Here is a 25,459-nt window from a genome sequence, read left to right as displayed (position 1 = left end):
GACCCGAGCAGGAACTGTCGGTGCCACCTGCGATCCTGTTTGGATGCATATGTTCGTCGACGAGTCGGAGCGGAGCGGCTACCTCATGGCAGCCGTCCTGATCGCCCCGAACGCACTTCACTCCACCCGCTCGTTGATGCGCGGACTGTTGCTCCCCGGTTGCCGACGCGTGCACTTCAAGACCGAGAAACCCGCCCGGCGCAAGCTGATCGCCGACAAGCTGGCGTGCTGCGACCTCGTGGTCAACATCTACGTCGCGCGTGGCAAGAGCGAAAAAGTCCGTTCGAAGCTTCTCCCGCTGCTGGTCGATGACGCCGTCGGCGCCGGCGTCACCCGCCTGGTGCTCGATTCACGCGACCCCGTGGCCAACGGTCGCGACCGGCTGGTGATCGGTACCAGAACCAAGGCCCACGATGCCGGACTGGTGTACGAGCACATCCAGTCGTCCTCCGAACCCGCACTGTGGGTCAGCGACGCGCTCGCTTGGTGCCACGGCGCCGGCAGCGACTGGAAGCGGCGGATCACGCCCATTACCGGGACCGTCGTCGACCTGGGCCAGCTCTAAAAAGCGCGAAGCCCAGGCAGCGACCGTCCGGACGCGCACCTGGGCTCACTTCCTCCACCTAGCGGCGAAGGCTATGCGCACAGCCTAGCACATTTGAGCCCAACCGCTCCCCGCGCCACTTTCAGCCGCCGCCACAAGATCGAATCCACAGCGCCGTTCGGGCGATGTGAACTGTGAACTGTTGACGTGAAACCTACTCATGAGTAGTCAATTGGTTACGCCGTGTGCTGGAAGTGTCCCTCGTCCACTCATCGGGGAGAGGCCATGAAGCTAGCCGGAATCGCAGCAGCCGCACTGGTACCAATGCTGATGTTCGCCGTCAACGCGTCAGCAGCTCCGCAGACCATCACCTACAAGCTCCGGGCGAGTGCCGCCGGGCAGTCGTCGGACTTCACACTCGACCAGGGCGTCGACGCGTCGGCACCCGCGACCGTCGCGCCCAACGGCTCGGTCGCGGTCACGATCGACCCCGCGCCCAACAAGATCCCGGCCGAGGCCGGTGGCCGGCAGGTGCGGGAGATCAAGGGGCTCGCGCTGAAGTTGCCGGTGCCCGCCAACTCGACGTTCCAGTCCGCGTCGCTGTCCGGCGGCTCCGGGCTGGGTGGCACGCCGACGGTTGCCTTGCAGGGCAACGACGTCGTGCTGAACGTGCCCGGGCCGATCAAGGGCGGCGCGGACTTCGAGCTGCCGACCGTCACGATCAACCTCCAGGCCGGTGGCGCCGGGACGATCACCACGAAGCTGGGTGGCACCAGCTACGACGCCCCCGGCCTCACCTTCACCGCCGTCGTCACGGTCATCGGGTTCCCGGTCAACGCGGCCGCGAATGGCTACCCGGACCCGAGCCCCGTGCTGACCACGACCACGATCGGCTAGCGATCCTGATGCCCAACCCCCTGCCGGGCATCAGGACGTAGCCGCGACCAGAGCGGTCATCGTGGCGAGCGTCGTGCGCAGGTCTTCCAGTGAGACCTGCGCACTGACGCGGTTGGCCCACTCGTGCTGCGCGTCCCGCAACCGTTCGATGGCAGCGATTCCCTCCGGTGTCGGCTGCACGAGCTTTGCGCGGGCGTGCGCCGGGTTCGGCAGGTACTCCGCCAAACCCTTGTCCACCAACAGGTCCGCGATCCGCTGCACGGACTGCCGCGCCAGCCCCATCTCCCGCGCGATGCCCGAGACGGACAACGGCTCGCGCAGCACCGCGCCGAGCACCTGCCACCACGCCGCCGTCAGCCCGACGGGCTTCGTCATCACCTCGGCCGCGTCGAGGAACGCTCCGTACAAACGGAAAGTCCTCATCACGACGTCGGTCAGCACATCACCCGACTCAGTCCTGGACACTCGCCACCAGCTTCCCGAACGCCTCGACCGTGTCGTCGCGGTTGAACTCGTACCACGCCTGCAGGGTTCCCGGCGAGAACGTCTCCAGCTCCGCCAGCACCTCGCGGGCGAACTCCAGCGCGGAGGCACCGCCCGCCGTGATCACACCATCGGCGCGCACCACACGTTCGTCGCGGTAGAGAGCCGCGCCGCCGTAAGGACCAAGTCCTTCAAGGAAGTTCGACGTGTGCGGCACGTCGTCGAGCAGCCCTTCGGCCGCCAGCGCGACCGTCGCCCCGCAGATCGCCGCGATCGGCTTGCCCTCCTCGCGGAACCGCCGCGCGAGCTTCCCGAACGCCGCCAGCGAACCGGACTCCCACCCGTCGCCGCCCGGCATGACGAGCATCGCCGCGTCCTCCACCGAGACGTCCTCGATGGCGATGTCCGGCAGCATCCGCACGCCGCCGATCGTGCGGATCGGGTCCGTGGTCAGCCCGACCGTCCGCAGCTCGTACCGCCCCGGCTGCTGCTGGAACTGCTGCAGGCTCACCTGCGCGGCCACGTGGCCGTACTCCCAGTCGGCGAGCTGGTCGGCCAGAACGAGGTACACCGTCTGTGTCATGACAGTAGACTGTCATGTCTGACAGCATGCTGTCAAGGAACCCGGAAGCTAAGGTCAGCGACATGGCAGACGAGCTGGTCCACTACGAGGTGCAGCGTGGCATCGCGACGATCACGCTGGACTCCCCCCACAACCGCAACGCGCTGTCCTCGCAGCTGCGCCGGGAGCTCAAGGAGCACCTCACCAGCGCGGCGAGCGACGACCAGGTGCGCGTGGTCGTGCTGACCCACACGGGTTCCGTGTTCTGTTCCGGCATGGACCTCAAGGAGGCCGCCGGAGCGAGCGCGGGCGATCAGGGCGTCAACGAGTTCCCCGCGATCCTCGAACAGCTCTGGACCAGCCCGAAGCCGGTCGTCGCCGCACTGAAGGGCCCGGCGCGCGCGGGCGGCGTCGGCATCGTCGCGGCGTGCGACATCTCCATCGCCGCCACCGCGGCCACGTTCGCGTTCAGCGAGGTCAGGATCGGCGTCGTGCCGGCCGTCATCTCGGTGACCGTGCTGCCGCGCCTGCTCCCCCGCCAGGCTCACGAGCTGTTCCTGACCGGCGAGACGTTCGACGCGAAGCGCGCGGTCGAGATCGGCCTGCTGAACTCCGCGACCGAGGACGTCGACGCGGAGGTCCGCCGCTACACGGACATGCTCGCGCTCGGCGCGCCCAACGCGCTCGCGGCCACCAAGGAGATGCTGCAGCAGGAGAGGTCCACGAACCTCGGTGAGGTCTTCGCGGACATGCTCAAGCTGTCAGCGCAGCACTTCGGCGGCCCGGAGGGCCAGGAGGGCATCGCGGCGTTCAAGGAGAAGCGCAAGCCCTCCTGGGTGCCCGCGGAAGGCTAGAACCAGCCGGTGCACTCGATGACGCCCTGCGAGGAACCGCAGGCGCGCATCACCTTGCCGTCGTTCTTGAACGCGTCGGTGTACTTCGCCGAACCCGAGTCGATCCTGGTGTAGCCGAGGAAGCCCTCGTGCCAGTTGGCCGAGGGCTCCTTGCGGTCCGTCCAGATCTCCTCGCCGGGCGTGCCGTAGGAGATGCGGCCCCACGCGCACTTGGACTTGTTCGACGCGCGCAGCTCGACCACCCGGCCGTTCTGCATCGTCACGGGGTTGTCGCCGTCGATCGTCTCGAACGGCGTGAAAGGCCCCTCCTGCGAGCAGTCGGGGTCACCGGCGAACGACACCGCCGGACAAAGCACTCCAACAACCACGACGACGCCGAGCACGGAGCTCAAGCGGCGGAATTGCGTTCCCATGGAATGGCACTGTCCACTCCGGACGCCACAACCGCAGCCCAAGTCACCTTTCTGTGCGAATCACGCGCACTTTTCGGTCACCTGATTCGGCGGTCAGTTTCGCAGCGTCACGCAGGACCTGCGAGACCGACGGGTCCAGGTTCGCGGGCACGACCAGCACGTACTCGCCCGCGGGCAGCCACGAGAGGTCGGTCAGGCTGTCGTACAAGGCGTCCAGGTTCTGCCCGAACCACTCGGGGAAGTCCAGCGCCGCGGCAATGGCCGAGATCGCAGCGGACTTTTCCGAAACGAGAATGTGCCGTTTCACTTTTTCACGTCCACGACGACGAACGACGAATAGTGGTCACCGGTGTAGAAGACTTCCTTCTCCGAACCGGTGACGATGCGCCGCGCGCCCCGGTCAGGACTTCCCGGCGTCGGCACGGTGTACTCCTTGTAGTACCCGGAGTCCTTGGCGGGCAGCCGCTTCTCGCGGTTCTGGAACGTCACGCCGTCGTTGCGCGGGTACGGGAACGGCCCCTTCGCCTCGATCAGCTTCCAGGTCTTGGCGGCCTCGGCGGGCAGCTTCGACAGCGCCTCGACGTCCAGCCCAGAGTTCGCGCCGGGCACGGTCTCGCCCTGCGCCGCGCTCGTGACCACCGGCTTCGTGGTCCCGGGAGGCGCACCCGCCGTGTTGTCCTTGACGAACCACCCGATGACGACCAGCGCGATGAGCCCGACCAGTGCGACGGTCAGGCGACGACCAGGGCTCACGCGGCGACCTTCTCCGGCTCGGGCTCGGGTTCCAGCTCGGAACCGGAAGCCGGGTTCTTCGCACCCCAGTCAGCGACCCGGTCGATCAGCCGCGCCACGCCCAGGCAGAGCGGGAGCACCACGACCATCACGACGGGGAACTGCACGGCGACGGGCAGCTGCACGACCCACAGCTCGACCCCGTCCCACCACTGCACCAGCCAGTCCACACCCCCGAGCGTAGTCGCGTGACCCGTGTCACGGCATTTGGCCACGATCCAGGTGGGTATGTTGCGAACCATGTTCGCCGTTTACGCAGCAGAACCCAGTCCTGAGAACCCGCTGGCGTCGCTCCGCGTCGGCGAGCGCCCCGACCCCGAGGTTCCCGCCGGGTGGGTGCGCGTCGCGGTCAAGGCGGCCAGCCTCAACATGCACGACCTGTGGACGTTGCGCGGTGTCGGCATCAAGCCCGAGCAGTTCCCGATGATCCTGGGCTGCGACGGCGCCGGCGTCCTCGACGACGGCACCGAGGTGGTGCTGCACTCCGTCATCGGCGACCCGAACTGGACCGGCGAGGAGACGCTCGACCCGAAGCGCTCGCTGCTCACCGAGAAGCACCAGGGCACGTTCGCCGACCACGTGGTCGTGCCGGCCCGCAACGCGCTGCCCAAGCCCGCGGACCTCTCGTTCGCCGAGGCCGCCTGCATGGGCACGGCGTGGCTGACCGCGTACCGGATGCTGTTCGTGAAGTCCGGCCTGCGCCCCGGCCAGACGATGCTCGTGCAGGGCGCGTCGGGTGGTGTGTCGACCGCCCTGATCCAGCTCGGCCGCGCCGCCGGATTCCGTGTGTGGGTCACGGGCCGCACGGAGGAGAAGCGCGCGCTCGCGTCCAGTCTCGGTGCCCACGACACGTTCGAGTCCGGTGCCCGGCTGCCCGAACGGGTCGACGCGGTGTTCGAGACCGTCGGCAAGGCCACCTGGTCGCACTCGATGAAGGCGCTCAAGCCCGGCGGCATCGTGGTGATCTCCGGCGCGACGTCCGGTGACGCCTCCGCGGCCGAGCTCCAGCGACTCTTCTTCCTGCAGTTGCGCGTGGTCGGCTCGACCATGGGCACGCGCGAGGAACTGGGCGACCTCATGCGGTTCTGCGCGATCAACGGCCTCAAGCCGCAGATCGGCGCCGAGCTGAAGTTCGAGGACGCCGAGCAGGGGTTCCGTTCGATGCTGGACGGCGACACCGCCGGCAAGATCGTGTTCAGCAGGCCGTAAACAGCACGAAAAGCCAAAAATCGGCTCCCTGATTGGTGGGTTCGGACAAACCGCGTGACAGTTGACGCGGGCAGTGTGGTGGCCGCCAGCCTTTGCCCCGGCTTCGGTGTTCAGACGGGCGCATCGCGGTGCCGGCCCCGCACCCTCGTACTGGTTGTACGGGGGTGCGGGGCCGGGGCCGTGAGGCGTCCTGCTGAGCGCCGGAGACGCGGTGAAGGTTGGCGGCCACCACACTCCGTTCGCCCGGACCCACCAACCAGGGGAGCTGACGGCATGACGACGCAGGGCGTGTTCCGGCGCAAGCCCATCGAACAGATCTCGGAGGAGAAGGGCGACGGGCTCACCAGAACACTGGGCCTGTGGCAGCTCACCGCGATCGGCATCGGCGGCATCATCGGCGCCGGCATCTTCTCGCTCGCGGGCGCCGTCGCGAACAAGACGGCGGGCCCTGCCGTGCTGATCTCGTTCCTCATCGCCGGTATCGCGAGCGCGGCGGCGGCGTTCTCGTACGCGGAGTTCGCGGGCCTGATCCCCAAGGCGGGCAGTGCCTACACCTACGGCTACGCGGTGCTGGGCGAGATCGTCGGCTGGTTCATCGGCTGGGACCTGCTGCTGGAGTACACCGCGATCGTGGCGGTGGTCGCGATCGGCATCTCCGGCTACTTCACCGAACTCCTCAGTTTGCTCAACATCCAGCTGCCGCAATGGATGCTGGGTGCACCGGGCACCGAGACAGGCGCCGTCGACGCGGGAACGTACAAGGTGAACCTGTTCGCCGTGCTGCTGTGCCTGCTCATCGCGTACGTACTGAACATGGGCATGAAGAACGCCGCACGGTTCGAAACCACGTTGGTGTACCTGAAGGTCGCCGTGGTGCTGCTGGTGATCGGCGTCGGCGTGTTCCACATCAACACCGACAACTACAACCCGTTCTTCCCGTTCGGCCTCACGGGTGCGCTCACGGGTGCGGCGACGGTGTTCTTCGCGGTGTTCGGCTACGACGCGATGTCGACGGCGGCCGAGGAGTCCAAGGACTCGCAGCGGCACATGCCGAAGGCGATCATCTACTCGCTCGCGATCTCGATGGTGCTGTACGTGCTGGCCTGCCTGGTGCTCACGGGCATGGTGAACTACAAGGACGTCGACGCGGAGTCCGCGTTCGCCACGGCGTTCGCGGACGTGGGCCTGCCCGCGCTGGGCATCATCATCAGCGTCGGCGCCATCCTCGGCATCACGACGGTGCTCTTCACGTTCCTCATGGGAGCGGCGCGGGTCGGCTACTCGATGAGCCGTGACGGCCTGCTGCCCCAGTGGTTCGCGAAGACGCACCCGGTGAAGCACGTGCCGTCGCGCATCACCTGGGTGCTGGGCATCGCCTCCGCGATCATCGCCGGTTTCCTGCCGATCGCGGAGGCCGCCGAACTCACCAACATCGGCATCCTGCTGGCGTTCGTCGTGGTCTGCATCGCCGTGATCGTGCTGCGCTACAAGCAGCCCGACCTGCCGCGGACGTTCAGGACGCCGGGCATGCCGGTGGTGCCGATCATCGGCGTGATCTTCTCGATCTGGCTGATCACGTTCCTCAACCCGGAGACCTGGCTGCGGTTCGCGGCCTGGTTCGTGATCGGACTGGTCATCTACTTCGCCTACTCGAAGCGCAACTCCGTCATGGAGAAGCAGTCCAGGAAGTGACGATCTGGTCGAGGGTGGAGAGCGGCACGGCGCCGCTCCCCACCACCAGGTCGTGGAACGCGCGGACGTCGAACCTGTCGCCCAGCTTCGTCTCGGCCTCCGCACGAATGCGCTGGATCTCCAGACGCCCCACCATGTACGCGAGCGCCTGGCCCGGCGTCTCGATGTACCGGTCGATCTCGGAGTCGATCTCGGGCTCGGTCATGACGGTGTTCTCACGCAGGTAGTCGACGGCCTGCTGCCGCGACCAGCCGAACGCGTGGATGCCGGTGTCCACCACGAGCCGGCCGGCGCGCATCGCGTCGAGCCCCAGCATCCCGAGGCGCTGCTCGTCCGACGAGTACAGGCCCATCTCGTCGGCGAGGCGCTCGGTGTAGAGGCCCCAGCCCTCCAGGTACGCCTCGATGAACGCGTACTTGCGCAGGTTGGGCAGGTCCGTCTCGGCGGCGATCGAGAATTGGTAGTGGTGGCCCGGCACGGCCTCGTGGAACGCCGTCACCTCGGACAGCGTGCGGCTGCGTTCGGTGGCGCCCAACGGGTTCAGCCAGTACGTGCCGGGACGGCTGCGGTCGGCGGGCGCGGGCTGGTAGAACGCGATGGCCGACGTGCGCTGCTCCTCCTCGGGCACGGCCCGCACCTGGCAGCCGACGACCGGCATGCGGCCGAACCACTTCGGCGCCTCGGCCTCCGCGCGGGCGATCGCCGCGAGGGCGTTCTCGATCATCTGCTCTTCGTTGTCCCACAACATTTCCGTGCGCAGCCGGTGGAAGATCTCCGGCACGTCCTTGGTGCCCCACAACCGCGAGCCGATCTCCGCGTACTCCTCGCGCAGCGACGCGATGATGTCGAGCCCGAGCCGGTGCAGCTCGTCGGGTGTGCGGGAGGTCGTGGTGTAGTTGCGGACCAGGTTCGCGTAGTTCCGCTCGCCGTCGGGAAGCCAGCAGAGTCCAGCCTTGTCATCGTCGCGGCCGTCCTCGATCGAAGCCAGCACGTCGCGGAACCCGGCGACGGCGGTGCGGATCTCGCCTGAGTGCGCGCCTTCCCACTCCTGTGCCGGCAGGGCCAGGAAGGCGTCCATGCGCTGCACACCGGTCTGGAGATGCCGGCTCAGCGGCCTGCGGCCGGAGTCGCGCACCCGCTCCCCGGCCTGCTCGATGTACCGCGGGTACTTGTCGAGGCGCTGGGACACGTCCAGCTTCGAGGAGATCATGAGCAGGCTGTTCACCGGCGCGCTCATGGTCGCGACGGTGTGTTCGGCCAGCCTGGCGTCGATGCGGTCGACGATCGCCCTGCCCTGCTGCCTGATCACCGCGAGCGTGACGGCGTCCTCGGTGTCGTCCGTCTCGGCCCTGTCCAGGAGGGCGGCGATCCGGTCACGGTCGGTCCGCTGGCCGTCGACGCTCAAGTCACCGAGCCCGTCCTCCCAGCCTGGCACCCCCAGCATCGCGGCATGCAGCGGCGAGTAGTCCATCATCGCCTGGAACATCTCATCAGCGAGCGACATCAGGCCCTCCTGGACCAGTCGGAAACGAGCTTGCCGAGCGTGGGCAACGGCACGATGCCGTTCTGCAGCACGAGGTCGTGGAACTCCTTGATGTCGAACCGGTCGCCCATCGCCACCCTGGCCTCCTCGCGCACGCGCTGGATCTCCAGGCGCCCCACCATGTAGGCGAGCGCCTGCCCCGGCGCCTCGATGTACCGGTCGACCTCGGCCGAGATCTCCGCGTCGTCCATCGCGGTGTTCTCGCTCAGGTAGTCGATGGCCCGCTGCCGCGGCCATCCGAGCGCGTGCAGGCCGGTGTCGACCACCAGCCGGCCGGCGCGCATGGCGTCGAGGCCCAGCATGCCCAGACGTGCCTCGTCCGACGAGTACAGGCCCATCTCGTCGGCCAGGCGCTCGGTGTAGAGGCCCCAGCCTTCGAGGTAGGAGTCGATGAACGCGAACTTGCGCACGTTCGACAGCTCGGTCTCGGCGGCGATCGAGAGCTGGAAGTGGTGGCCGGGAATGGCTTCGTGGAACGCCGTCACCTCCGACACCGTGCGGCTGCGTCCGGTGGCGTTCAACGGGTTCACGAAGTACGTGCCGGGACGAGACCCGTCGAGGGCCGCGTCCTCGTAGTACGCGAACGCGGCGTTGTGGCGGTCGACCTCCGGCACGAACCTGATCTCGCAGCGCGCCAGCGGCAGCCGCCCGAACCACTTGGGCGCCTCGGCCTCGGCCCGCGCGACGGCTTCGACCGCGCTGACGAGCATCTGGTCCTCGTTGTCCCACAACAGATCCGTGCGCAACCGCCGGAAGATCTCCGGCACGTCCGAGATCCCCCAGACCCGTGAACCGATCTCCGCGTACTCCTCGTGCAGCCGGGCGATCAGGTCGAGCCCGAGCTGGTGCAGTTCGGCGGGGTTGTAGGCGGCGGTCGTGTAGTCGCGGACGAGCCTGCGGTAGTTCTCCTCGCCGTCGGGCAGCCAGCACAGGCCGGCCTTCTCGTCGTCCCGTCCGGGCAGGCCGAGCAACACCTCGCGGTACCGGGCGAACGCCGGACGCAGGTCCGCGTCGCCCTCCCACTCCTGGCGCGGTGAGGCGAGGAACCGTTCGACGTACCCAGCGCCGTTCTCGACGTGCCGGCGCAACGGCCTGCGATCGGTGTCGAGCAACCGCCGCCCGGCCTGCTCCAGCAGGCGCGGAACGAGGTGCCGCCGCCGCGAGAAGTCCACCTGAGAGGTGGCTCTGAGCATGGTCGCGACCGGCGCGTTCGTGCCCCTGGACACCGAGTGCTCGACCAGCCGCGCGTCGATGCACGTGATGATCGACTCGGCCTGGTGCCGGATCACGTCCCGCGAGACCCGGTCCTCGTCACTGCCGTCGAGGCGGCCGAGGATGCCGGTCAACCGCTGCCGCAGCGCCTGGTGGCCGTCGACGCTGACGTCGTCGAGCCTGTCGTCCCAGCCGGGAACACCGACGAGCGTGGCGAACAGCGGGTTCCAGTCCATCATCGTCTGGAACATCTCATCGGAGAGCGAGGTCACGCCCTCCTTCTTAGCCGCGCGGGAACCGCTCTGCCAAGGAATTGATCGTTTCCGTCAGTTCGGCACCGATCCGTTGCACGAGCTCACCCGCGGGTTCGGCCGTCGCGAGCGGGTACGTGGTGCCTGCCCACAGCGACATGACCTCCACCTCGCCGGTCGCGCGCACGGGCCTCGTCAAGTGGTGCACGTTCGGGTAGGCGGCGGGCGCGTGCGGGCCCTGCTCGATCAGGAACCGGTTGACCAGTCCCCGCGCGGGCCGTCCGCTGAACGCCCGGGTGAGCGCGGTGCGCCTGGCCCCTTCGGCGAGCGCTTCCCGTTGTGCCGCATTGGTTCCCGCCTCCGGGCAACCGAGGAACGCGGTGCCGAGTTGGGCCGCGACCGCGCCCGCCGCCAGCACGGCGGCGACGTCGGCGCCGGTGAGAAGGCCGCCGGTCGCGATCACCGGCAGGCCGACGGCTCCGCGCACCAGCCTGATCGCCGCAAGCGTGCCGTACAGGTCACCGCCGCCAGGCGAGATGCCGTCGTCGACGAACGTGCCGCGGTGGCCGCCCGCGTCCGAGCCCTGCACGCACACGACGTCGGCGCCGATCTGCTGGGCCTGCCGTGCCTCGCTGGGGGTGGTGACCGTGACGACGATCGTGGAACCGGCCGCCTTGAGCCGGTGCACGTCGTCGATGTCGGGCAGGCCGAACGTGAACGACACCACGGGCACCCGCAGTGCCAGGACGAGTTCGAGCTTCGCCGCGTAGTTGTCGTCGTCCCAGCGGGGATCGCCGGGTACAGCGCCGACCTTCTCGGCATAGGACGCGACGCGTTGCACGTACGACGAGATGTCCGCTGTCGGCCGTGTGCCGGGCACGAAAAGGTTGACCCCGAACGGTTTGCTCGTGAGCTCGCTCGTGCGCGTGATCTTCTCCGCGAGCTGCTCGACGGTGATGTACCCCGCCGCGAGGAACCCGAACCCGCCTGCTTCGCTCACCTCGGCTACCAGCTCGGGGGTGGAGGGGCCACCTGCCATCGGCGCGGCGATCACAGGCACGGCCAGCGTGTGGAACATGAGGGACAACCTAGTTGGATCGGACGGTCGGCGCCACGTCCACTGTGGACGTGGCGCCGACCGGTTCCATCATCTAGGGCAGGGAGTCCAGATGAGGGGCGACCGTGTTGGCGAACTGCCAGTTGTTGGAAGCGTCCCAGTTGATCGACCACGTCATGGCGCCCCGGATGGACGGCCAGGTCGTGCTCGGCTTGAACGTCCCGCAGCTGGTACCGCGGGCGAGGCAGCTGAGCGCGTTGTTGACGTTGGACGGCGACTGGTAACCGCCGCCGGCACCGGACGGCGACGCCGGCAGGCCGAGGCCCACCTGGTCGGCGCGCAGACCGGACTGCAGCTGGATGCACGCGAGCGCGGTCAGGAAGTTGACCGTGCCCTGGCTGTGGACCTGCTGGTCGCAGCCGAGCATCGTGCCGGAGTTGTAGTACTGCATGTTGACGATCGTCAGGATGTCCTTGGTGGCCAGCGCCAGCTTGAAGTACTCGGCGTTGACGTTCTGCATGTCGATCGTCTGCGGCGCCATGGTGATGACGGTGCCGCCACCGGCGTGGATGCTGCGCAGCGCCTGGCCCATGTACTGGGCGTTGACGCCGTTCTCCAGGTCGATGTCGACGCCGTTGAAGCCGTAGCTCGAGATCAGGCCCTTGACGCTGTTGGCGAAGTTCGTGGCCGCCGTCGAGTTGCCGACGCTGATCGTGCCCTTCTCACCGCCGACAGAGATGATCACCTTCTGACCGCGGTTCTGCACGGTCTTGATGTCCGCGCGGAACTGCGCGTCGGTGTAGCCGCCGAGCTGGCTGCTCAGACCGGGGTCGAGGTTGAACGCGACCTGGCCCTGCACCGCCGTGGCGTCGGCGAACGAGACCGCGATGATGTCGTAGGTGGTGGGGACGTCCGCCAGCTTCAGAGCGCGCGCACCGTTGTAGAAGTTCTGCCAGTAGCCCGTCAGGACGTGCTTGGGCAGACCGGTGTTCGGCGGGTTGCTGGTGGTGGTCGTCGTGGTCGTAGTAGTAGTGGTGGTGGTCGACGTCGTGGTGCTCGTGGTCGTCGGCGGGGTGCCGGGGCCGTCGAGGTTGACGTCGTCGGCGTAGTACGCGGGCTGGCCGTACCAGCCGTGCAGGTAGATCGTGACGCTGCTGGCGCTGCCGGAGTTGAAGTCGACGGTGAGCTGTGAGAAGCCGCTGGAGCCGGGCGTCCAGGTGTTCTTCTCCACGCCACCGGTGACGCCGAGGTAGACGTAGCTGCCCTGCACCCACGCGGACAGCTTGTAGGCCGTGTTCGGTTGCACCGTCACGGTTTGCTGGCACCGTGCGTTGCTCTGCCCGGCGGGAGCGCCCTGCAGTGCGTACGTGCCGGTGCGCTTCGTGCTGTTGGTGACGCTCGTGCCCTCGGTGCAGGTCCAACCGCTCAGGTTGCCGGCCTCGAAGCCGCTGTTCGCCGCGAGGTTCGCGGCGGCAGCGCTCCCGTTGATCACCAACACCAGACCGGCGCAGGCGAACAGCGCGGACAACAGCGCTATGGCTGCTCGTCTGGTCTTGGACATGGTCCACCTCCACACATCATGCGGCGGCCATGTTGTGAGTGGACTAAAAATGGACTAGACCACTGCCTCCGGTCAAGCCCTGGTTTAGCTTGATGTCCGTGTTCACCCTCGAAGACGCCATCGCGATCGCCACCTCGGCCCACGACGGCCAGGTCGACAAGTCAGGCCGGCCGTACATCGGACACCCGTTGCGGGTCATGGCATCCGTGACGGGAGAGCACGAGCAGATGGCCGCCGTCCTGCACGACGTCATCGAGGACACCCCGGTGACGGCTTCCGACCTGCTCGCCCGCGGCTGCCCCGCCGTCGTCGTCGACGCCGTCGTGGCGTTGTCGCATCTGCCGGAGGAGCCGCAGGAGGACTACCTGCGGCGCGTCGCCGCGAACCCGTTGGCACTCTCCGTGAAGCGCGCGGACATCGGCGACAACCTCGCACCCGCCCGCATGGCCCGGCTGGACGAGGCGACGCAGGATCGTCTGAAGGCCAAGTACGCGCGGGCACTCAGGTTGCTCGACGAGTACGTGAGCTAACTCGCGTCTTCATCGGTACAGGTCGCTTGAACAGGGTGTATTATCGAATCGTAACCAAGATTGGAAGGACACGATGACCCGCCACGACCTGTCCGTGAAGTCCCTGCGCTCGAGCCTGGCTTCCCGCCGTGCCGCTCGCACGAAGCGCCAGAGCCTGGAACGGCAGTTGGCCAGCTACACCACCGAGAGCGACCGGCTCGAACTGGACGCCATCCTGTCGCGCCACAGCGCGGAGGAGACCGGCGAGCTCCGCTCGATCATCAACCGCCAGGCGATGGACCGTTTGCTCCGTTCCGCCTGACGAGTACCCCTTGGGCCACCCCGGCAACGTTGCCGAGGGTGGCCTTCGCGTTTCCAGGGCTTGGCAGAACAGAAAAACAAGGTTAACGTTATATTTGTCAGGTGTGGGAGATCGAACTGCATCCAGAGGTCGACGGCTGGCTGGCTGCTTGACTTGGCTCGGACGGACCCGATGTCCGCGGACCTGGTCGAGAGCGCCATCGACCTGCTGGCGGAGCGAGGCCCGCAACTAGGGCGACCGCTCGTGGATCGCGTCAAAGGATCGCGATACCACAACATGAAAGAGCTCAGGCCGGGCTCAGCGGGAACGAGTGAGGTGCGGATCTTGTTCGTCTTCGATCCGGCACGATGCGCCGTTCTCCTGGTGGCGGGCGACAAAGCAGGCAGCTGGAACAGCTGGTACAACTCGAACATCCCGCTGGCAGAGCAGCGATACGACGAGCATCTCGCGAACGCGGAGAAGAGGTGACGCATGGGCCGCTCATGGAAAGACGTGAAGGCGGACAAGGAAGCCATCGACCACGCCGCCGGACGCGATGTCGAAGCCACCCGAACCACTGCACGCAACCGGACACAGGCATACGTGCTGGGATTCCGGCTCGCCGAACTGCGCAAGAAGGTCGGACTGACCCAGGTCGACGTGGCCGAGCACATGGGAGTCAGTCAGGCACGGATCAGTCAGCTTGAGCAGGGCGAAGTGGATCAGCTCGAGGTGGACACGGTGCGGAGGTACATCACCGCGCTCGGCGGCACGCTCAAGATCGTGGCTGACATCGACGGCGAAGACGTGAACCTCGCGACCAGCCAGGTGGCCTGAAGCGCGGTGACGCTCTCCTCCTGATCCGTTTCTAGAACAGCCGCTTGAGGGTCAGGACGTTGTCCCTGCGCGTCTCCTGCTGACCGTCCGGCCCGGTGAGCGGCCGTTCCACCACCTCGTCGGTGACGACGATCCAGTTGTCCTTGAGCGCGAGGTGGTCGAGCACGTCCTTCGTCGTCGGGAAGTAGTAGTCCTGGTGCTCGGACCATGACGGCGCGCCCGCGTGCCCGCCGATGATCAGGTAGCCACCCGGCGCCACCGCCTGTGAAGCCTTCTTGAGGATGCTGTTGCGCTCCCCGTCCTCCTCGACCGGCGAGTGCAGGAACTGGGCGCTCACGAGGTCGTACAGGCCCTCGGGGAACGTGGCCTTGAGATCGTGCCGCTCCACCGAGATCTCGACACCGGCGTCGTACGCGTGCTTCACCGCCCGGTCCAGCGCGACCTGCGACACGTCGACGCCCAGCACCCGCCAGCCCCGCTTCGCCAGCCAGACGGCGTCCCCGCCCTCCGCGCACCCGATGTCGAGCGCGCTGCCGGGCGTGAGCCGTTCGGCCTCGCGCACCAGCAACGGATTCGGCTTCCCGGACCAGACCTGGTCCCGCTCCGAGTAGAAGGTCTCCCAGAACTCCTGCGCTGTCGTCATGCTTCGACGATGCTCCCGGCCGTGCCATATTGGCAACCTACGTTGCCGTTCCAGCAACGCACAGAGGGCCGGACCCGCCAAGCGGATCCGGCCCTTCTGACGCCTGAAGCCTACTTCTTGCCCTTCGGCTCATCCGTGGACAGCGCGGCGACGAAGGCCTCCTGCGGCACCTCCACACGCCCCACCATCTTCATGCGCTTCTTGCCTTCCTTCTGCTTCTCGAGCAGCTTGCGCTTACGGGTGATGTCACCGCCGTAGCACTTGGCCAGCACGTCCTTGCGGATGGCGCGGATCGTCTCGCGGGCGATCACGCGGGCACCGATCGCGGCCTGGATCGGCACCTCGAACTGCTGCCTGGGGATGAGCTCACGCAGACGAGTCGCCATGCGCGTTCCGTACGCGTAGGCGTAGTCCTTGTGCACGATCGCACTGAACGCGTCGACCGTCTCACCCTGCAACAGGATGTCGACCTTGACGAGCTCCGCGTCCTGCTCGCCGGACTCTTCGTAGTCCAGCGACGCGTAGCCGCGGGTGCGCGACTTCAGCGAGTCGAAGAAGTCGAAGATGATCTCGCCGAGCGGCATCGTGTAGCGCAGCTCGACCCGGTCCTCGGAGAGGTAGTCCATGCCGCCGAGCTGGCCGCGCTTGGACTGGCAGAGCTCCATGATCGGGCCGATGTAGTCGGACGGAGCGATGATGGTGCACTTGGTGATGGGCTCGTAGACCTCGGCGCGCTTGCCTTCCGGCCAGTCGGACGGGTTCGTCACGACGATCTCGGCGCCGTCCTCCATCACCACCCGGTACACGACGTTCGGGGCCGTGGAGATGAGGTCGAGACCGTACTCGCGCTCCAGGCGGTCGCGGGTGATCTCCAGGTGCAGGAGGCCGAGGAAGCCGCAGCGGAAACCGAAGCCCAGCGCTGCGGAAGTCTCCGGCTCGTAGGTGAGCGCGGCGTCGTTGAGCTGGAGCTTGTCGAGCGCCTCGCGCAGCTCCGGGTAGTCCGAGCCGTCGACCGGGTACAGGCCGGAGTAGACCATCGGACGCGGCTCGCGGTAGCCGGCCAGCGGCTCCGTGGCGCCCTTGCGCTCCGACGTGACGGTGTCGCCGACCTTGGACTGGCGCACGTCCTTCACGCCGGTGATCAGGTAGCCCACCTCGCCGACGCCGAGGCCCTGGGACGGCTTGGGCTCCGGCGAGACGATGCCGACCTCGAGGATCTCGTGGGTCGCGCCGGTCGACATCATCTTGATGCGCTCGCGCGGCGTGATCTTGCCGTCGACGACGCGGATGTAGGTGACGACGCCGCGATAGGTGTCGTAGACCGAGTCGAAGATCATCGCGCGGGCCGGGGCGTCGTCCCTGCCGACGGGGGCCGGCACCTTCTTCACGACCTCGTCGAGCAGCGCGCCGACACCGAGACCGGTCTTCGCGGAGACGCGCAGCACCTCGTCCGGCTCACAGCCGGTGATGTGCGCGATCTCCTTCGCGTACTTGTCCGGGTCCGCGGCGGGCAGGTCGATCTTGTTCAGCACCGGGATGATGGTGAGGTCGTTCTCCATCGCCAGGTACAGGTTCGCCAGCGTCTGCGCCTCGATGCCCTGCGCGGCGTCGACCAGCAGCACGGCGCCCTCGCAGGCCTCCAGTGCGCGGGACACCTCGTAGGTGAAGTCGACGTGGCCAGGCGTGTCGATCATGTGCAGGACGTGGTCCTGCCCGTCGAGCTGCCACGGCAGGCGCACGTTCTGCGCCTTGATGGTGATGCCGCGCTCACGCTCGATGTCCATGCGGTCGAGGTACTGCGCACGCATCGCCCGCGCGTCGACCACGCCGGTGAGCTGCAGCATGCGGTCGGCCAGCGTCGACTTGCCGTGGTCGATGTGCGCGATGATGCAGAAGTTCCGGATGAGTTCCGGCGGCGTGAAGGTCGTGTCGGCGAACGAGGTCAAGGCAGTCCTCAACAGGAAATCGGACGGGTGTCCCCTTATGGTCCCATAGAGGCTGACGTGCTCTGCACCACTAGGGTGCGTCCGTGCAGATGAACGGTGAAGACCCCCGCCCGGCCAAGGGCGCGGTTCGCGAGATTTTCGACGCGGCACGGGCCGCCAAGCTGGACTACTCCCCCACCATGGACGGCGACGCCGACCCCGGCGAGGTCGTGTGGGCGTGGGTGCCCTTCGAGGAGGACGCCACCCGCGGCAAGGACCGTCCGCTGCTGGTCGTGGGGCATGCGGACGGCGATCTCGTGGCGCTGATGCTCTCCTCGAAGGAGCCGCGCGACGACTACCTGGAACTGGGCGCGGGCGCCTGGGACCGCGACGGCCGCCCGTCGTACCTGCGCCTCGACCGCGTCTTCGCCCTCGACTCGGACGACGACATCCGGCGTGAGGGTGCCGTGCTGGCACCCGCCGCCTTCGGCCTGGTCGTGGACGCCCTACGCGACCGTCACGGCTGGCGCTGAACGAACGCACGCCACGCGGGTGCGCTGAAGGTCAGCGTGCCCGCGCCGGCGTTCTTGGAGTCACGAACCAGCACGTCATGAGCGATCGAGACCTCCACGCACTCGCCGCCCTCGGTTGCTCCGCTGTAGCTGCTCTTACGCCAGACGCGGTCCCCGGCCATCGAATTCCTCTCGCGGTGGGCTGACGTACTCCGCCAGCTTCGACCGCGATTGTCCCGCATCCAACGCGACCTGATCCAGGTGATCGAAGAGGAGCCTGGTCCGGGCGATGGCACCTGAGTCCTGCACGAACACGTTCACGAGGTCGGCCTCGCAATAGACCACCGGTGCCGACTTCTCGTAGGACCACAACACGCAGCCCGACGAGGGCACCACGACGTCCGCGGGCACGATCCGGATGTCCTGCGCGCTGAACAGCAGCTTGGCGTACTGGTCCTCCATGATCCGGTCGTCACCGACCTTCTGCCGAAGCGCCAGCTCGTGCACGAAGAACACGCAGGTCGGCCGATCGTGCCGGCGCAGGATCGCCTGCCGCTCGATGCGGAACCGCACGAGGTTCGGAATCCGCTCCTCCGCGACGAATCCGCCCAGCCGGTACAGGGCATCGGCGTACTCCGACGTCTGGACCAGCCCAGGTATGCCCCGCGCGGAGTAGCTGGTGAGCGTCGCCGCCGTGGACTCGGCGAACGCAACCGTGCGCAGCTCCTCGTTCACCTGCACCACGTACTCGTCGAAGGCGTACTTGTAGCGCCTTCGAAAGTCCTCGAAGAAGTCGATGTCCTTGCCGCACATCGTCAGGAACTGCACCAGGTCGATCTCGCTGGCGCGCGCCTTGCCCTTCTCGATGTTGGTCACCTTGCTCGGATGCCAACCCAACCGCACGGCCATGTGGGCACCGCCCAAGTCCGTGCAGGACTCCCGAAGCCGGCGCAGCTCGTCACCCAAGGACCTGCTGCACGCGGTGGATGTGATCACACTCATAGGGCCGACGCTAGGGATTGCAGTCGGTCCAAGGAAGGTGCTCATTCGGGTGAAAACAACCTACGCAAGGCGCGTGATGTCGACCGTCACCTCCAGCGCGGTGGCCGCCCCACCCGAGTAGATCCCCTTCAACGGAGCCACATCCGCGTAGTCGCGCCCGAGCGCCACCCAGATGTGCCGTGGCCCGACCGGCATCGCGTTGGTCGGGTCGTATCCCCACCACCCGCCGGTCCACGCCTCGATCCACGCGTGCGACTCGCCACGCACCGTCTCTCGCAGCGCGCCGTCCTTCTTCGTGTGCAGGTACCCGGAGACGTACCGCGACGGGATCCCCATACCGCGCAGCAACACCAACGTCAGATGCGCGAAGTCCTGACACACGCCCTTACGTTCGTGCCACGCGTCAACGGCCGAGCTGTGCACGCCGGTCGAACCCGGCTGGTACTTCAGCTGCTCCCACACCCACTGCGAGGCAGCCAGCACGGCCTCGGACGGCGTCTTGCCCTTCTTGAGCTCACGCGCCTTCGCCAGCAACTCACGGTTGCGCGGCGTGTAGCGCGTCGGTTCCAGAAACTCGGTGTACCGGTCGAGGAGGTTCTCCTCGCGCATGTCCGCCCACGTCCCCGTGGTCACCGGCTCGATCACCGCACTCGTCTCCACCACCGACGACGCGACGACCTGCAGTTCCTTGTGCGGCGCATGGAGGTCGAACGACGTGACCTCCGTGCCCCAGTAGTCCGTGTACCGGTACGCACGGGTCGCCGGCGTGGTCTCGACGCGTGAGACGACCACGTTCTGACGGCGGTCACCGCGCGGTGTCAGCCGTGCCTCGTTGTACGACTGCATGACCGGTGCCTCGTACTGATAGCCCGTCGTGTGCACGACACGCACTCGCCAGCTCATGGTCAGCCCACCTCGGTGTTCGTCCAGGCGACCCACGGGGACACGTGGAAGTACTGCGTCGACACGGCCTCACCGACGTCACGCACGGTTTTCTGCAACGCAGAAAGACGTTTCGGCAGATCAGGCAGCAGATCGTGCGGCCTCAAGAACTCCAGGTCGCTCCGTGCCTTGCCGAGCAACCGCAACGCCTCCGCGCGCGCACCGACACGCACGGACGGTTGGTTCTCCAGCTGTTCCAGACACGACTCCGCCTGCCTCAGCGCGTGGAACACCGACCGCGGGAACAGCCTGTCCAACAACAGGAACTGCACCACTCTCGACGCGTCCAACGCGCCGCGGTACGTCCTCAGGTACGTGTCGTGCGCACCGGCCGACCGCAGCACCGTGACCCAGCCCGGCGAAGACGCCTTGTCGCCCACACGAGCCAGCAGCAGCCGCACGATCATGTCAACGCGCTCAACCGAGCGTCCCAGCACGAGGAACCGCCACCCGTCGTCCCGTGACATCGTGGAGTCCGCAAGCCCTGCGAACATCGCCGCCCGCTCCTCGACAAAGCTGAAGAACGCGTGCGGCCCCATCGTGCGCGCGTAGGTCTCCCGTTCGGCAACGGCGTTCCACATCGCGTTGAGGCACTCCCACATTTCGGTCGACACGACCTCACGAGCACCACGCGTGTTCTCCCGCGCGCTGTTGACCGACGACACGATCGAACTGGGGTTGTCCTTGTTGTACGCCACCAGTTCCGTCAACGACCACACGTCGAACTGCTCAGCACCCTCAGGCGGTGTGATGCCCAGAACCGTCAGCAACTGCCGTGACGTGGCGTCCGGGTCGACGGTCGCGTCCTCCAACAGCTGATGGACCGAAACGTCCAGGATGCGCGCCGTGTCGTCCGCCCGTTCGACGTAGCGGCCGATCCAGTACAGCGACTCAGCGTTGCGTGCCAGCATTTCGCGCGCCTCCCTACTGCTGCTGTTGTTGCTGTTGCTGTTGCTGCGAAGTGGTCAGCTCCGGCCCTTGCTCAGCCGCCGCAGCCTCCATTTCGGACGGACCGGCGAGCCCAGGCTGCGCCAGCTCCCGTTCCTGCGTGGACGACTTGGCCGCCAGCACCCAGGTGTCCTTGGACCCGCCGCCCTGCGACGAGTTCACGATCAAACTGCCCTCCGGCAACGCCACCCGCGTCAACCCACCGGGCAACACGAAGATGAAGTTGCCGTCGTTCACCGCGAACGGCCGCAGGTCCACGTGCCGAGGCGCCAGCTTGTCGCCCACCTTGGTCGGCACCGTGCTCAACTGCACCACGGGCTGCGCGATCCATCCGCGCGGATTGCTCTTGATCCGCTTCCGCAGCGAGTTGAGCTCGCGAACCGTAGCGTCCGGCCCGAACACGATCCCGTACCCGCCAGACCCCTCGACGGGCTTCACCACCAGTTCGTCGAGGTGGTCGAACACGTGCGACCGTTCCTCGGAAAGCCAGCACCGGAACGTGTCCACGTTGGGCAGCAACGGCTTCTCGCCAAGGTAGTACTGCACGATCTCCGGCAGGTACGTGTAGACGAGCTTGTCGTCCGCCACCCCGTTACCCACAGCGTTGGCAACGACCACGTTGCCCGCCCGCGCCGCGTTCAACAGCCCCGCGATCCCCAGCACCGAGTCAGGCCGGAAGTGCACGGGATCCAGGAAGTCGTCGTCGATGCGCCGGTAGATGACATCGACCTGCCGCTCCCCCTCGGTCGTCCGGAGGTACACGAAGTTGTCGCGGCAGAACAGATCCCGCCCTTCGACCAACTCCACCCCCATCTGCCGCGCAAGCAACGAGTGCTCGAAGTACGCGCTGTTGGCAAGGCCAGGCGTAAGCACAACAACGTTCGGGTCCGCAGCGTTAGGCGCGGCAGCGTTCCTCAGAGCCCTGAGCAGATGAACCGCGTAGTCACCCACAGCGCGCACACGGTGCCGTGCGAACAGATCGGGGAAGACCCGTGCCATCGTCCGCCGGTTCTCCATGACGTAGGAGACGCCGGACGGACACCGAAGATTGTCTTCGAGCACCCGGAACGTCCCCTGCTCGTCCCGCACCAGGTCCACACCCGAGACGTGGATGCGCACCCCGTTGGGCGGACTGATGCCGGCCGCCTCCCGATGGAAGTGCTCGCAGCTCGTAATGAGACGCCGGGGCAACACTCCATCCCGGACGATCTGCGCGTCACCGTAGATGTCCGCGAGAAACATCTCCATCGCGCGCACCCGCTGAACGATGCCTTTCTCGAGCTTCGACCACTCAGTCGCGGTGATGATCCGCGGAATCAGGTCGAGCGGAAACGGCCGTTCCTGACCACTGAGCGAGAACGTGATCCCTTGGTCCACAAAGGCTCTGCCAAGGGCTTCGCTTCGCGCGTTCAGCTCGTGGACCTGCGACGGAGCCACCGACTCGTACAGCGCGCGGTAAGCACTCCGCACCCCGTTGTCCGTGGAGAACATCTCGTCGTAGGCACCGGCGTGCGGCCGTTCGGGATTCAGATAGCCGTTGAAAAGCTCACCGAGCCTCGGCGTGGTGACCGTGCGGCTGCGGCGCAGTCCTGAGGTGCGGGCTCGGTGCTCCATGGTCCACATCTTCACCCTGTTCAGGCCGATTTCGCACTAGTCCGACCGGACAGAAACCTGCCGGAAACGAAACTCGGTACTTTCCAGGCGTGATCTCAGCCGACGCGCCAGACATGGAACTCGTACACACGATCCGCTTCGGAGCCCCCATCACCGGCATCACCGTCATCGATCCGGTGCAGCCGCAGCTCGTGGTCGAGCTCGCTGAAGGCGGGGCGGAAATCGTGGATCCCCTCACGGGCGAGCACACGCCGTCCGAGTTCAGGCGACGTTCGGGCAGCGCGGTGCGGTCGGTGCGGATCGAGGACCTGACCGTCCGGGCCGAAGGCACCGCGATCGTCGTGTTCCACGACCGGGAAGTGATCACCGAGCTGACCGGCCACACCACGCCGGTCATCTCGCTGGACGTGTTCCCAGCTGCGGGCGGACCGCTGGTGGCGTCCGGCAGTGAGGGCGGATCGGTGCGGATCTGGAACCCTCGGACCGGGCAGGAGGTCGGCCGGAGCAGGTCGACCAGGGTCTCGGTGCTGGTCACGTTTCCTGGCCCGGACGGGCGGACTCGCATCGCCTCCGGTGGCAACACCGGTCGGCTGCGCATCTGGGACCCTCAGCTGGCGGCACCTCCTCGTACCGGACTCGTGTCGACACGCGGGTTCAGCGACCGCGTGGCGCGCCAGGACCTGCTCGACCGCGGTGCGCTGGTGCAGGCGCTCAAGCAGATGCTCGACCCGAGGGACGACGATCCACCCACCGTGATCACGGTCGAGGGCGCGTGGGGTTCGGGCAAGAGCACCCTGCTGGACATGGTCAAGGGTGAACTGGCCACGCCCCCTGCCGAGACTCCAAAAGGACGACGACTGACGGTGGCCGGCGCAGATCGCAGGTTGTGGCGGTGGTGGCATCGGCAGCCGGTGGCGACGAAGCCGAAGCCGAGGCCGTTGGTCGTGTCTTTCAACCCCTGGCGGCACCAGTCGAGTGAACAGGTGTGGGCGGGGCTCGCGAAGGCAGTGACCGAAGCGGCGGAAACGGCGATCATGCCGCATCAGAACGCACGCGAGCGGTACTGGTTCACCCGCAACGCCGAACGCGTCGACCGTCGGCACCTCCAGCGCCAGCTGTGGAAGCGGATCTTCTCACCACTGCTGTCGTTGGCGGGGCTGGCTTTCGGGCTGTCGGTGCTGAACGCGTTGACCAACCTGAAGCTCGGCTGGGCGTGGTGGGTGACCGTCGGCCTGGCCTCGGCCGGTTTGCTGCACACGGGCCTGAGGTACCTGTTCGGGCGTGCGTCGGCGTTCCTGCCGGGTGAACTGTTCGCCGGACCGGTCGTTAGCAATGCTTTCGCAGGTACCACAACGGATCCGTTGATCCGCGACCCTTACTACAACGCGCGTGCCGGCTATCTGTACCTGGTGCAGCACGACGTCCAGGCGTTGCTGGAGGACCTCAACGTGCATGGCTACCAGCCGATCCTGCTGATCGACGACCTGGACCGGTGCACGCCCCGCACGACTGCGCAGGTGTTCGAGGCGATCAACGTGTTCCTGTCGGACGACTTCCCCGCCACGAGGTTCGTGCTCGGCCTCGACACCACCGTCGTCGCATCGCACGTGGACCACGCCTACAAGGAGCTCGCCGACGCGAAGATCGTGACGCACCCGGACGACCCGAGTCCTGGCTGGACGTTCCTGCGCAAGCTCGTCCAGCTCCCGGTGCGCCTGCCTCGCACGACCGCGGACGACATCGGCCAGGTCCTGCTCTCCCAGCTCGGGCCGGTGCGCAGGGACGAGCGGACATTGACCCAACCCGAGCACAGTAGCGGCGGCACCCTCGGCGGCCTCCCTTCGCTGCCCGAGATCGAGCAGGAGATCGTCGCCATCGAGCGGCACACCGAGGTGCGCGACCACCTGCGTCGCCGTCTGAGCGCTCAGCCCGAACACTCGGTGCGCGAGGAGAAGCGGCTGCTGAACGTGTGGCAGTTCTATCTGCGCGTTCTCAGCACCGTGGACGTCACGCAGGCAGGTCATCTGGTCGCCGTCGCTGAGATCGCGGTCCGGTGGCCGGCCTACCTGCACCGCCTGCGAGGTGGATGGCAGGACCTGGCAGACGCGGCGTCCAGTGGGGCGCAACGATCGCCAAGCTCGGGTTCGCCTATTCCGATCGCGAGGCCGATGCGAATCTGCGCGAGCTGCTGCTCGACTGCGATGCGCAAGCGGTTGCGAGGCTGGCCGGCAAGTTGTTCTGAACGTTGACCGGACCCACTACCCGACCAACGATGCATGACGAGCCCCCTAGCTGCTCAGCAGGTCCAGCCCGAAGCCGGTGACGAACAGGAGGAACCCGAGCCAGCGCAGCTGATGGCCGTGCAGCCGTGGTTCTCCACACGGAACACGGCCTCGCGCTGGTCGACGAGCTCCCGCTCACGAGGCGGCAGGCCGTCGCGCACGAACTCCTTGACCCGGTCGAACACGTAGCCGACCTGCTTCGCGCACGGCTCCTCCGCGTGGGCGTCGGCGCAGGCGTGCGCTCGCGGCAGGTCGCTCAGCACCGTGTTCCGCAGGGTCCTCGATCATGGGTCCGGTGAACCACGGCTGGTCCGGCAAGTACCGGCTGCCGTGGCGCACCAGCTGCCACCGGCGGGTGTCCCCGTTGACCTTGTTGATGGACCCAATCCTGGTGATGAGCCATTCCGAGATGGCTCTTTGTAGTTCCAGAAGCTGGCCGGCCTCGTGCATCCGCGAGCGCCAGGCCCGGAAGTCGCTGACCTCGGCGGTGGCCCGTGCGCCGATCGCACGCAGCCGGTCCGGCCCGACCAGGTCGAGGATCACCACGCAGCCCGCCATGAACTGCAGAAGCTTGCCGGCGCGGCCCCACCACACCATGGACAGGCCCCACAGTGTCGCGCCCGACGTCTGCTTGCCGGAGAACCAGATGGCCAGGACCGTCCCGATGTCCCGGTGGGTGACGGCCACGAGGGTGGCGACGGCGGCGAGTCCCAGCAGTCCGAACCACTTCACGGGGCCAGCATCCCAGGCTGATCAAGCAAGTTGTTCTGTACGCAAAAAAGCCCTGCGGGGAGCGCTTGTGGCGCTCAACCCGCAGGGCAAATTAAGTTCGGCGGCGACCTACTCTCCCACACCGTAACCAGTGCAGTACCAT

Annotated in this window: 29 protein-coding genes; 11 read left to right on the top strand and 18 right to left on the bottom strand. The window is 67.2% G+C overall.

The annotated features are described in order from the left end of the window. The first annotated feature begins 43 nt into the window (after positions 1-43). Positions 44-565 carry a hypothetical protein gene (locus IG04_RS0100150; protein ID WP_030474403.1) on the top strand — a complete coding sequence of 174 codons (522 nt, stop codon included), beginning with the start codon at positions 44-46 and terminating at the stop codon, positions 563-565. Between the two features lie 264 nt (positions 566-829). Next, positions 830-1,441, top strand: coding sequence for a hypothetical protein (locus IG04_RS0100145; RefSeq protein ID WP_030474402.1), 612 nt, complete (start codon positions 830-832; stop codon positions 1,439-1,441). 30 nt (positions 1,442-1,471) lie between these two features. Here the strand turns inward: IG04_RS0100145 and IG04_RS0100140 are convergent, their stop codons facing one another. Further along, positions 1,472-1,906, bottom strand: a complete 435-nt coding sequence (locus IG04_RS0100140) for a MarR family winged helix-turn-helix transcriptional regulator (RefSeq protein WP_030474401.1) — start codon at positions 1,904-1,906, stop codon at positions 1,472-1,474. Beyond that, positions 1,893-2,507 carry a DJ-1/PfpI family protein gene (locus IG04_RS0100135; RefSeq protein ID WP_030474400.1) on the bottom strand — a complete coding sequence of 205 codons (615 nt, stop codon included), beginning with the start codon at positions 2,505-2,507 and terminating at the stop codon, positions 1,893-1,895. Before IG04_RS0100135 ends, IG04_RS0100140 begins: the two co-directional genes overlap by 14 nt. Positions 2,508-2,569: 62 nt before the next feature. Between IG04_RS0100135 and IG04_RS0100130 the strand changes: the two genes are divergently transcribed. Then, the gene (locus IG04_RS0100130) at positions 2,570-3,340 is read left to right on the top strand and encodes an enoyl-CoA hydratase family protein (protein WP_030474399.1); all 771 of its coding nucleotides are present in this window, start codon (positions 2,570-2,572) and stop codon (positions 3,338-3,340) included. Here the strand turns inward: IG04_RS0100130 and IG04_RS0100125 are convergent. The 4 genes from IG04_RS0100125 to IG04_RS42130 are packed head-to-tail and all read right to left on the bottom strand — an operon-like array spanning position 3,337 to position 4,715. Next, positions 3,337-3,753 (bottom strand): DUF2690 domain-containing protein, encoded by a 417-nt coding sequence (locus IG04_RS0100125; protein ID WP_144065496.1) that lies wholly within the window; start codon positions 3,751-3,753, stop codon positions 3,337-3,339. The two genes, IG04_RS0100130 and IG04_RS0100125, sit on opposite strands and share 4 nt — an antisense overlap. Before the next feature lie 43 nt (positions 3,754-3,796). Further along, a complete protein-coding gene (locus IG04_RS0100120; protein ID WP_051768526.1) occupies positions 3,797-4,060 on the bottom strand; it encodes a barstar family protein in 264 nt (87 codons plus the stop codon). Continuing rightward, complete coding sequence (locus IG04_RS0100115) at positions 4,057-4,506, bottom strand: guanyl-specific ribonuclease (RefSeq protein ID WP_030474396.1); 450 nt, start codon at positions 4,504-4,506, stop codon at positions 4,057-4,059. Before IG04_RS0100115 ends, IG04_RS0100120 begins: the two co-directional genes overlap by 4 nt. Further along, positions 4,503-4,715, bottom strand: a complete 213-nt coding sequence (locus IG04_RS42130) for a hypothetical protein (RefSeq protein WP_036013137.1) — start codon at positions 4,713-4,715, stop codon at positions 4,503-4,505. The genes IG04_RS0100115 and IG04_RS42130 overlap by 4 nt, the downstream gene beginning before the upstream one ends. Positions 4,716-4,785: 70 nt before the next feature. Here IG04_RS42130 and IG04_RS0100105 point away from each other — a divergent pair, with 70 nt between their 5' ends. Next, complete coding sequence (locus IG04_RS0100105; protein WP_030474395.1) at positions 4,786-5,754, top strand: zinc-binding dehydrogenase; 969 nt, start codon at positions 4,786-4,788, stop codon at positions 5,752-5,754. A 273-nt stretch (positions 5,755-6,027) separates the two neighbouring features. Beyond that, a complete protein-coding gene (locus IG04_RS0100100; protein ID WP_030474394.1) occupies positions 6,028-7,446 on the top strand; it encodes an amino acid permease in 1,419 nt (472 codons plus the stop codon). Here IG04_RS0100100 and IG04_RS0100095 read toward each other — a convergent pair. The 4 genes from IG04_RS0100095 to IG04_RS0100080 all read right to left on the bottom strand — a co-directional run bounded on the left by IG04_RS0100095 (position 7,421) and on the right by IG04_RS0100080 (position 13,070). Continuing rightward, complete coding sequence (locus tag IG04_RS0100095) at positions 7,421-8,950, bottom strand: DUF885 domain-containing protein (protein ID WP_030474393.1); 1,530 nt, start codon at positions 8,948-8,950, stop codon at positions 7,421-7,423. The genes IG04_RS0100100 and IG04_RS0100095 overlap by 26 nt on opposite strands. Then, positions 8,950-10,473 carry a DUF885 domain-containing protein gene (locus tag IG04_RS0100090; protein ID WP_030474392.1) on the bottom strand — a complete coding sequence of 508 codons (1,524 nt, stop codon included), beginning with the start codon at positions 10,471-10,473 and terminating at the stop codon, positions 8,950-8,952. The genes IG04_RS0100095 and IG04_RS0100090 overlap by 1 nt, the downstream gene beginning before the upstream one ends. 10 nt (positions 10,474-10,483) lie before the next feature. Beyond that, complete coding sequence (locus IG04_RS0100085; protein ID WP_030474391.1) at positions 10,484-11,530, bottom strand: NAD(P)H-dependent flavin oxidoreductase; 1,047 nt, start codon at positions 11,528-11,530, stop codon at positions 10,484-10,486. Positions 11,531-11,603: 73 nt separating this feature from the next. Then, on the bottom strand, positions 11,604-13,070 hold the full coding sequence (locus IG04_RS0100080) for a chitinase (RefSeq protein WP_030474390.1): 1,467 nt from the start codon (positions 13,068-13,070) through the stop codon (positions 11,604-11,606). Positions 13,071-13,168: 98 nt separating this feature from the next. Here IG04_RS0100080 and IG04_RS0100075 point away from each other — a divergent pair, with 98 nt between their 5' ends. From IG04_RS0100075 to IG04_RS0100060, 4 genes are all read left to right on the top strand, one after another. Continuing rightward, positions 13,169-13,600, top strand: coding sequence for a phosphohydrolase (locus tag IG04_RS0100075; RefSeq protein WP_245816404.1), 432 nt, complete (start codon positions 13,169-13,171; stop codon positions 13,598-13,600). Between the two features lie 73 nt (positions 13,601-13,673). Further along, complete coding sequence (locus IG04_RS0100070; RefSeq protein WP_030474388.1) at positions 13,674-13,901, top strand: hypothetical protein; 228 nt, start codon at positions 13,674-13,676, stop codon at positions 13,899-13,901. A 171-nt stretch (positions 13,902-14,072) separates the two neighbouring features. Further along, a complete protein-coding gene (locus IG04_RS42125) occupies positions 14,073-14,369 on the top strand; it encodes a type II toxin-antitoxin system RelE/ParE family toxin (RefSeq protein WP_144065507.1) in 297 nt (98 codons plus the stop codon). 24 nt (positions 14,370-14,393) lie between these two features. Next, positions 14,394-14,717 (top strand): helix-turn-helix domain-containing protein, encoded by a 324-nt coding sequence (locus IG04_RS0100060; protein WP_245816406.1) that lies wholly within the window; start codon positions 14,394-14,396, stop codon positions 14,715-14,717. Positions 14,718-14,748: 31 nt separating this feature from the next. Here the strand turns inward: IG04_RS0100060 and IG04_RS0100055 are convergent, their stop codons facing one another. Both IG04_RS0100055 and lepA read right to left on the bottom strand, forming a co-directional pair. Further along, positions 14,749-15,360 carry a class I SAM-dependent methyltransferase gene (locus tag IG04_RS0100055; RefSeq protein WP_030474386.1) on the bottom strand — a complete coding sequence of 204 codons (612 nt, stop codon included), beginning with the start codon at positions 15,358-15,360 and terminating at the stop codon, positions 14,749-14,751. Between the two features lie 110 nt (positions 15,361-15,470). Beyond that, entirely contained in the window at positions 15,471-17,306 is a 1,836-nt protein-coding gene (lepA, locus tag IG04_RS0100050; RefSeq protein WP_030474385.1) for a translation elongation factor 4, read from the bottom strand. An 89-nt stretch (positions 17,307-17,395) separates the two neighbouring features. On the opposite strand from lepA, the gene IG04_RS0100045 reads away from it, so the two are divergent. Continuing rightward, positions 17,396-17,818: a type II toxin-antitoxin system PemK/MazF family toxin gene (locus IG04_RS0100045; RefSeq protein ID WP_030474384.1), complete on the top strand. Its 423-nt coding sequence runs from the start codon at positions 17,396-17,398 to the stop codon at positions 17,816-17,818. On the opposite strand, the gene IG04_RS44845 is transcribed toward IG04_RS0100045, so the two are convergent. The 5 genes from IG04_RS44845 to IG04_RS0100020 are packed head-to-tail and all read right to left on the bottom strand — an operon-like array spanning position 17,803 to position 22,303. Next, positions 17,803-17,979: a DUF397 domain-containing protein gene (locus tag IG04_RS44845; protein WP_084401769.1), complete on the bottom strand. Its 177-nt coding sequence runs from the start codon at positions 17,977-17,979 to the stop codon at positions 17,803-17,805. The two genes, IG04_RS0100045 and IG04_RS44845, sit on opposite strands and share 16 nt — an antisense overlap. Continuing rightward, entirely contained in the window at positions 17,954-18,799 is an 846-nt protein-coding gene (locus tag IG04_RS43610; protein ID WP_159460487.1) for a helix-turn-helix domain-containing protein, read from the bottom strand. The genes IG04_RS44845 and IG04_RS43610 overlap by 26 nt, the downstream gene beginning before the upstream one ends. Positions 18,800-18,859: 60 nt before the next feature. Next, the gene (locus IG04_RS0100030; protein ID WP_030474382.1) at positions 18,860-19,702 is read right to left on the bottom strand and encodes a transglutaminase family protein; all 843 of its coding nucleotides are present in this window, start codon (positions 19,700-19,702) and stop codon (positions 18,860-18,862) included. A 2-nt stretch (positions 19,703-19,704) separates the two neighbouring features. Next, a complete protein-coding gene (locus tag IG04_RS0100025; protein WP_030474381.1) occupies positions 19,705-20,652 on the bottom strand; it encodes an alpha-E domain-containing protein in 948 nt (315 codons plus the stop codon). A gap of 13 nt (positions 20,653-20,665) precedes the next feature. After that, a complete protein-coding gene (locus tag IG04_RS0100020; protein ID WP_245816408.1) occupies positions 20,666-22,303 on the bottom strand; it encodes a circularly permuted type 2 ATP-grasp protein in 1,638 nt (545 codons plus the stop codon). A gap of 89 nt (positions 22,304-22,392) precedes the next feature. On the opposite strand from IG04_RS0100020, the gene IG04_RS0100015 reads away from it, so the two are divergent. Beyond that, complete coding sequence (locus IG04_RS0100015; protein ID WP_030474379.1) at positions 22,393-24,552, top strand: P-loop NTPase fold protein; 2,160 nt, start codon at positions 22,393-22,395, stop codon at positions 24,550-24,552. A gap of 168 nt (positions 24,553-24,720) precedes the next feature. Here IG04_RS0100015 and IG04_RS0100005 read toward each other — a convergent pair whose 3' ends face one another. Then, complete coding sequence (locus IG04_RS0100005) at positions 24,721-25,317, bottom strand: hypothetical protein (RefSeq protein ID WP_030474378.1); 597 nt, start codon at positions 25,315-25,317, stop codon at positions 24,721-24,723. Positions 25,318-25,459: the final 142 nt, after the last annotated feature.

Source organism: Lentzea albidocapillata, from assembly GCF_000719115.1.
In the GTDB taxonomy this organism is placed as follows: domain Bacteria; phylum Actinomycetota; class Actinomycetes; order Mycobacteriales; family Pseudonocardiaceae; genus Lentzea; species Lentzea albidocapillata.
Note: the sequence above shows the minus strand (reverse complement) of the source record. Positions and strands in the feature narration are given on the sequence as shown.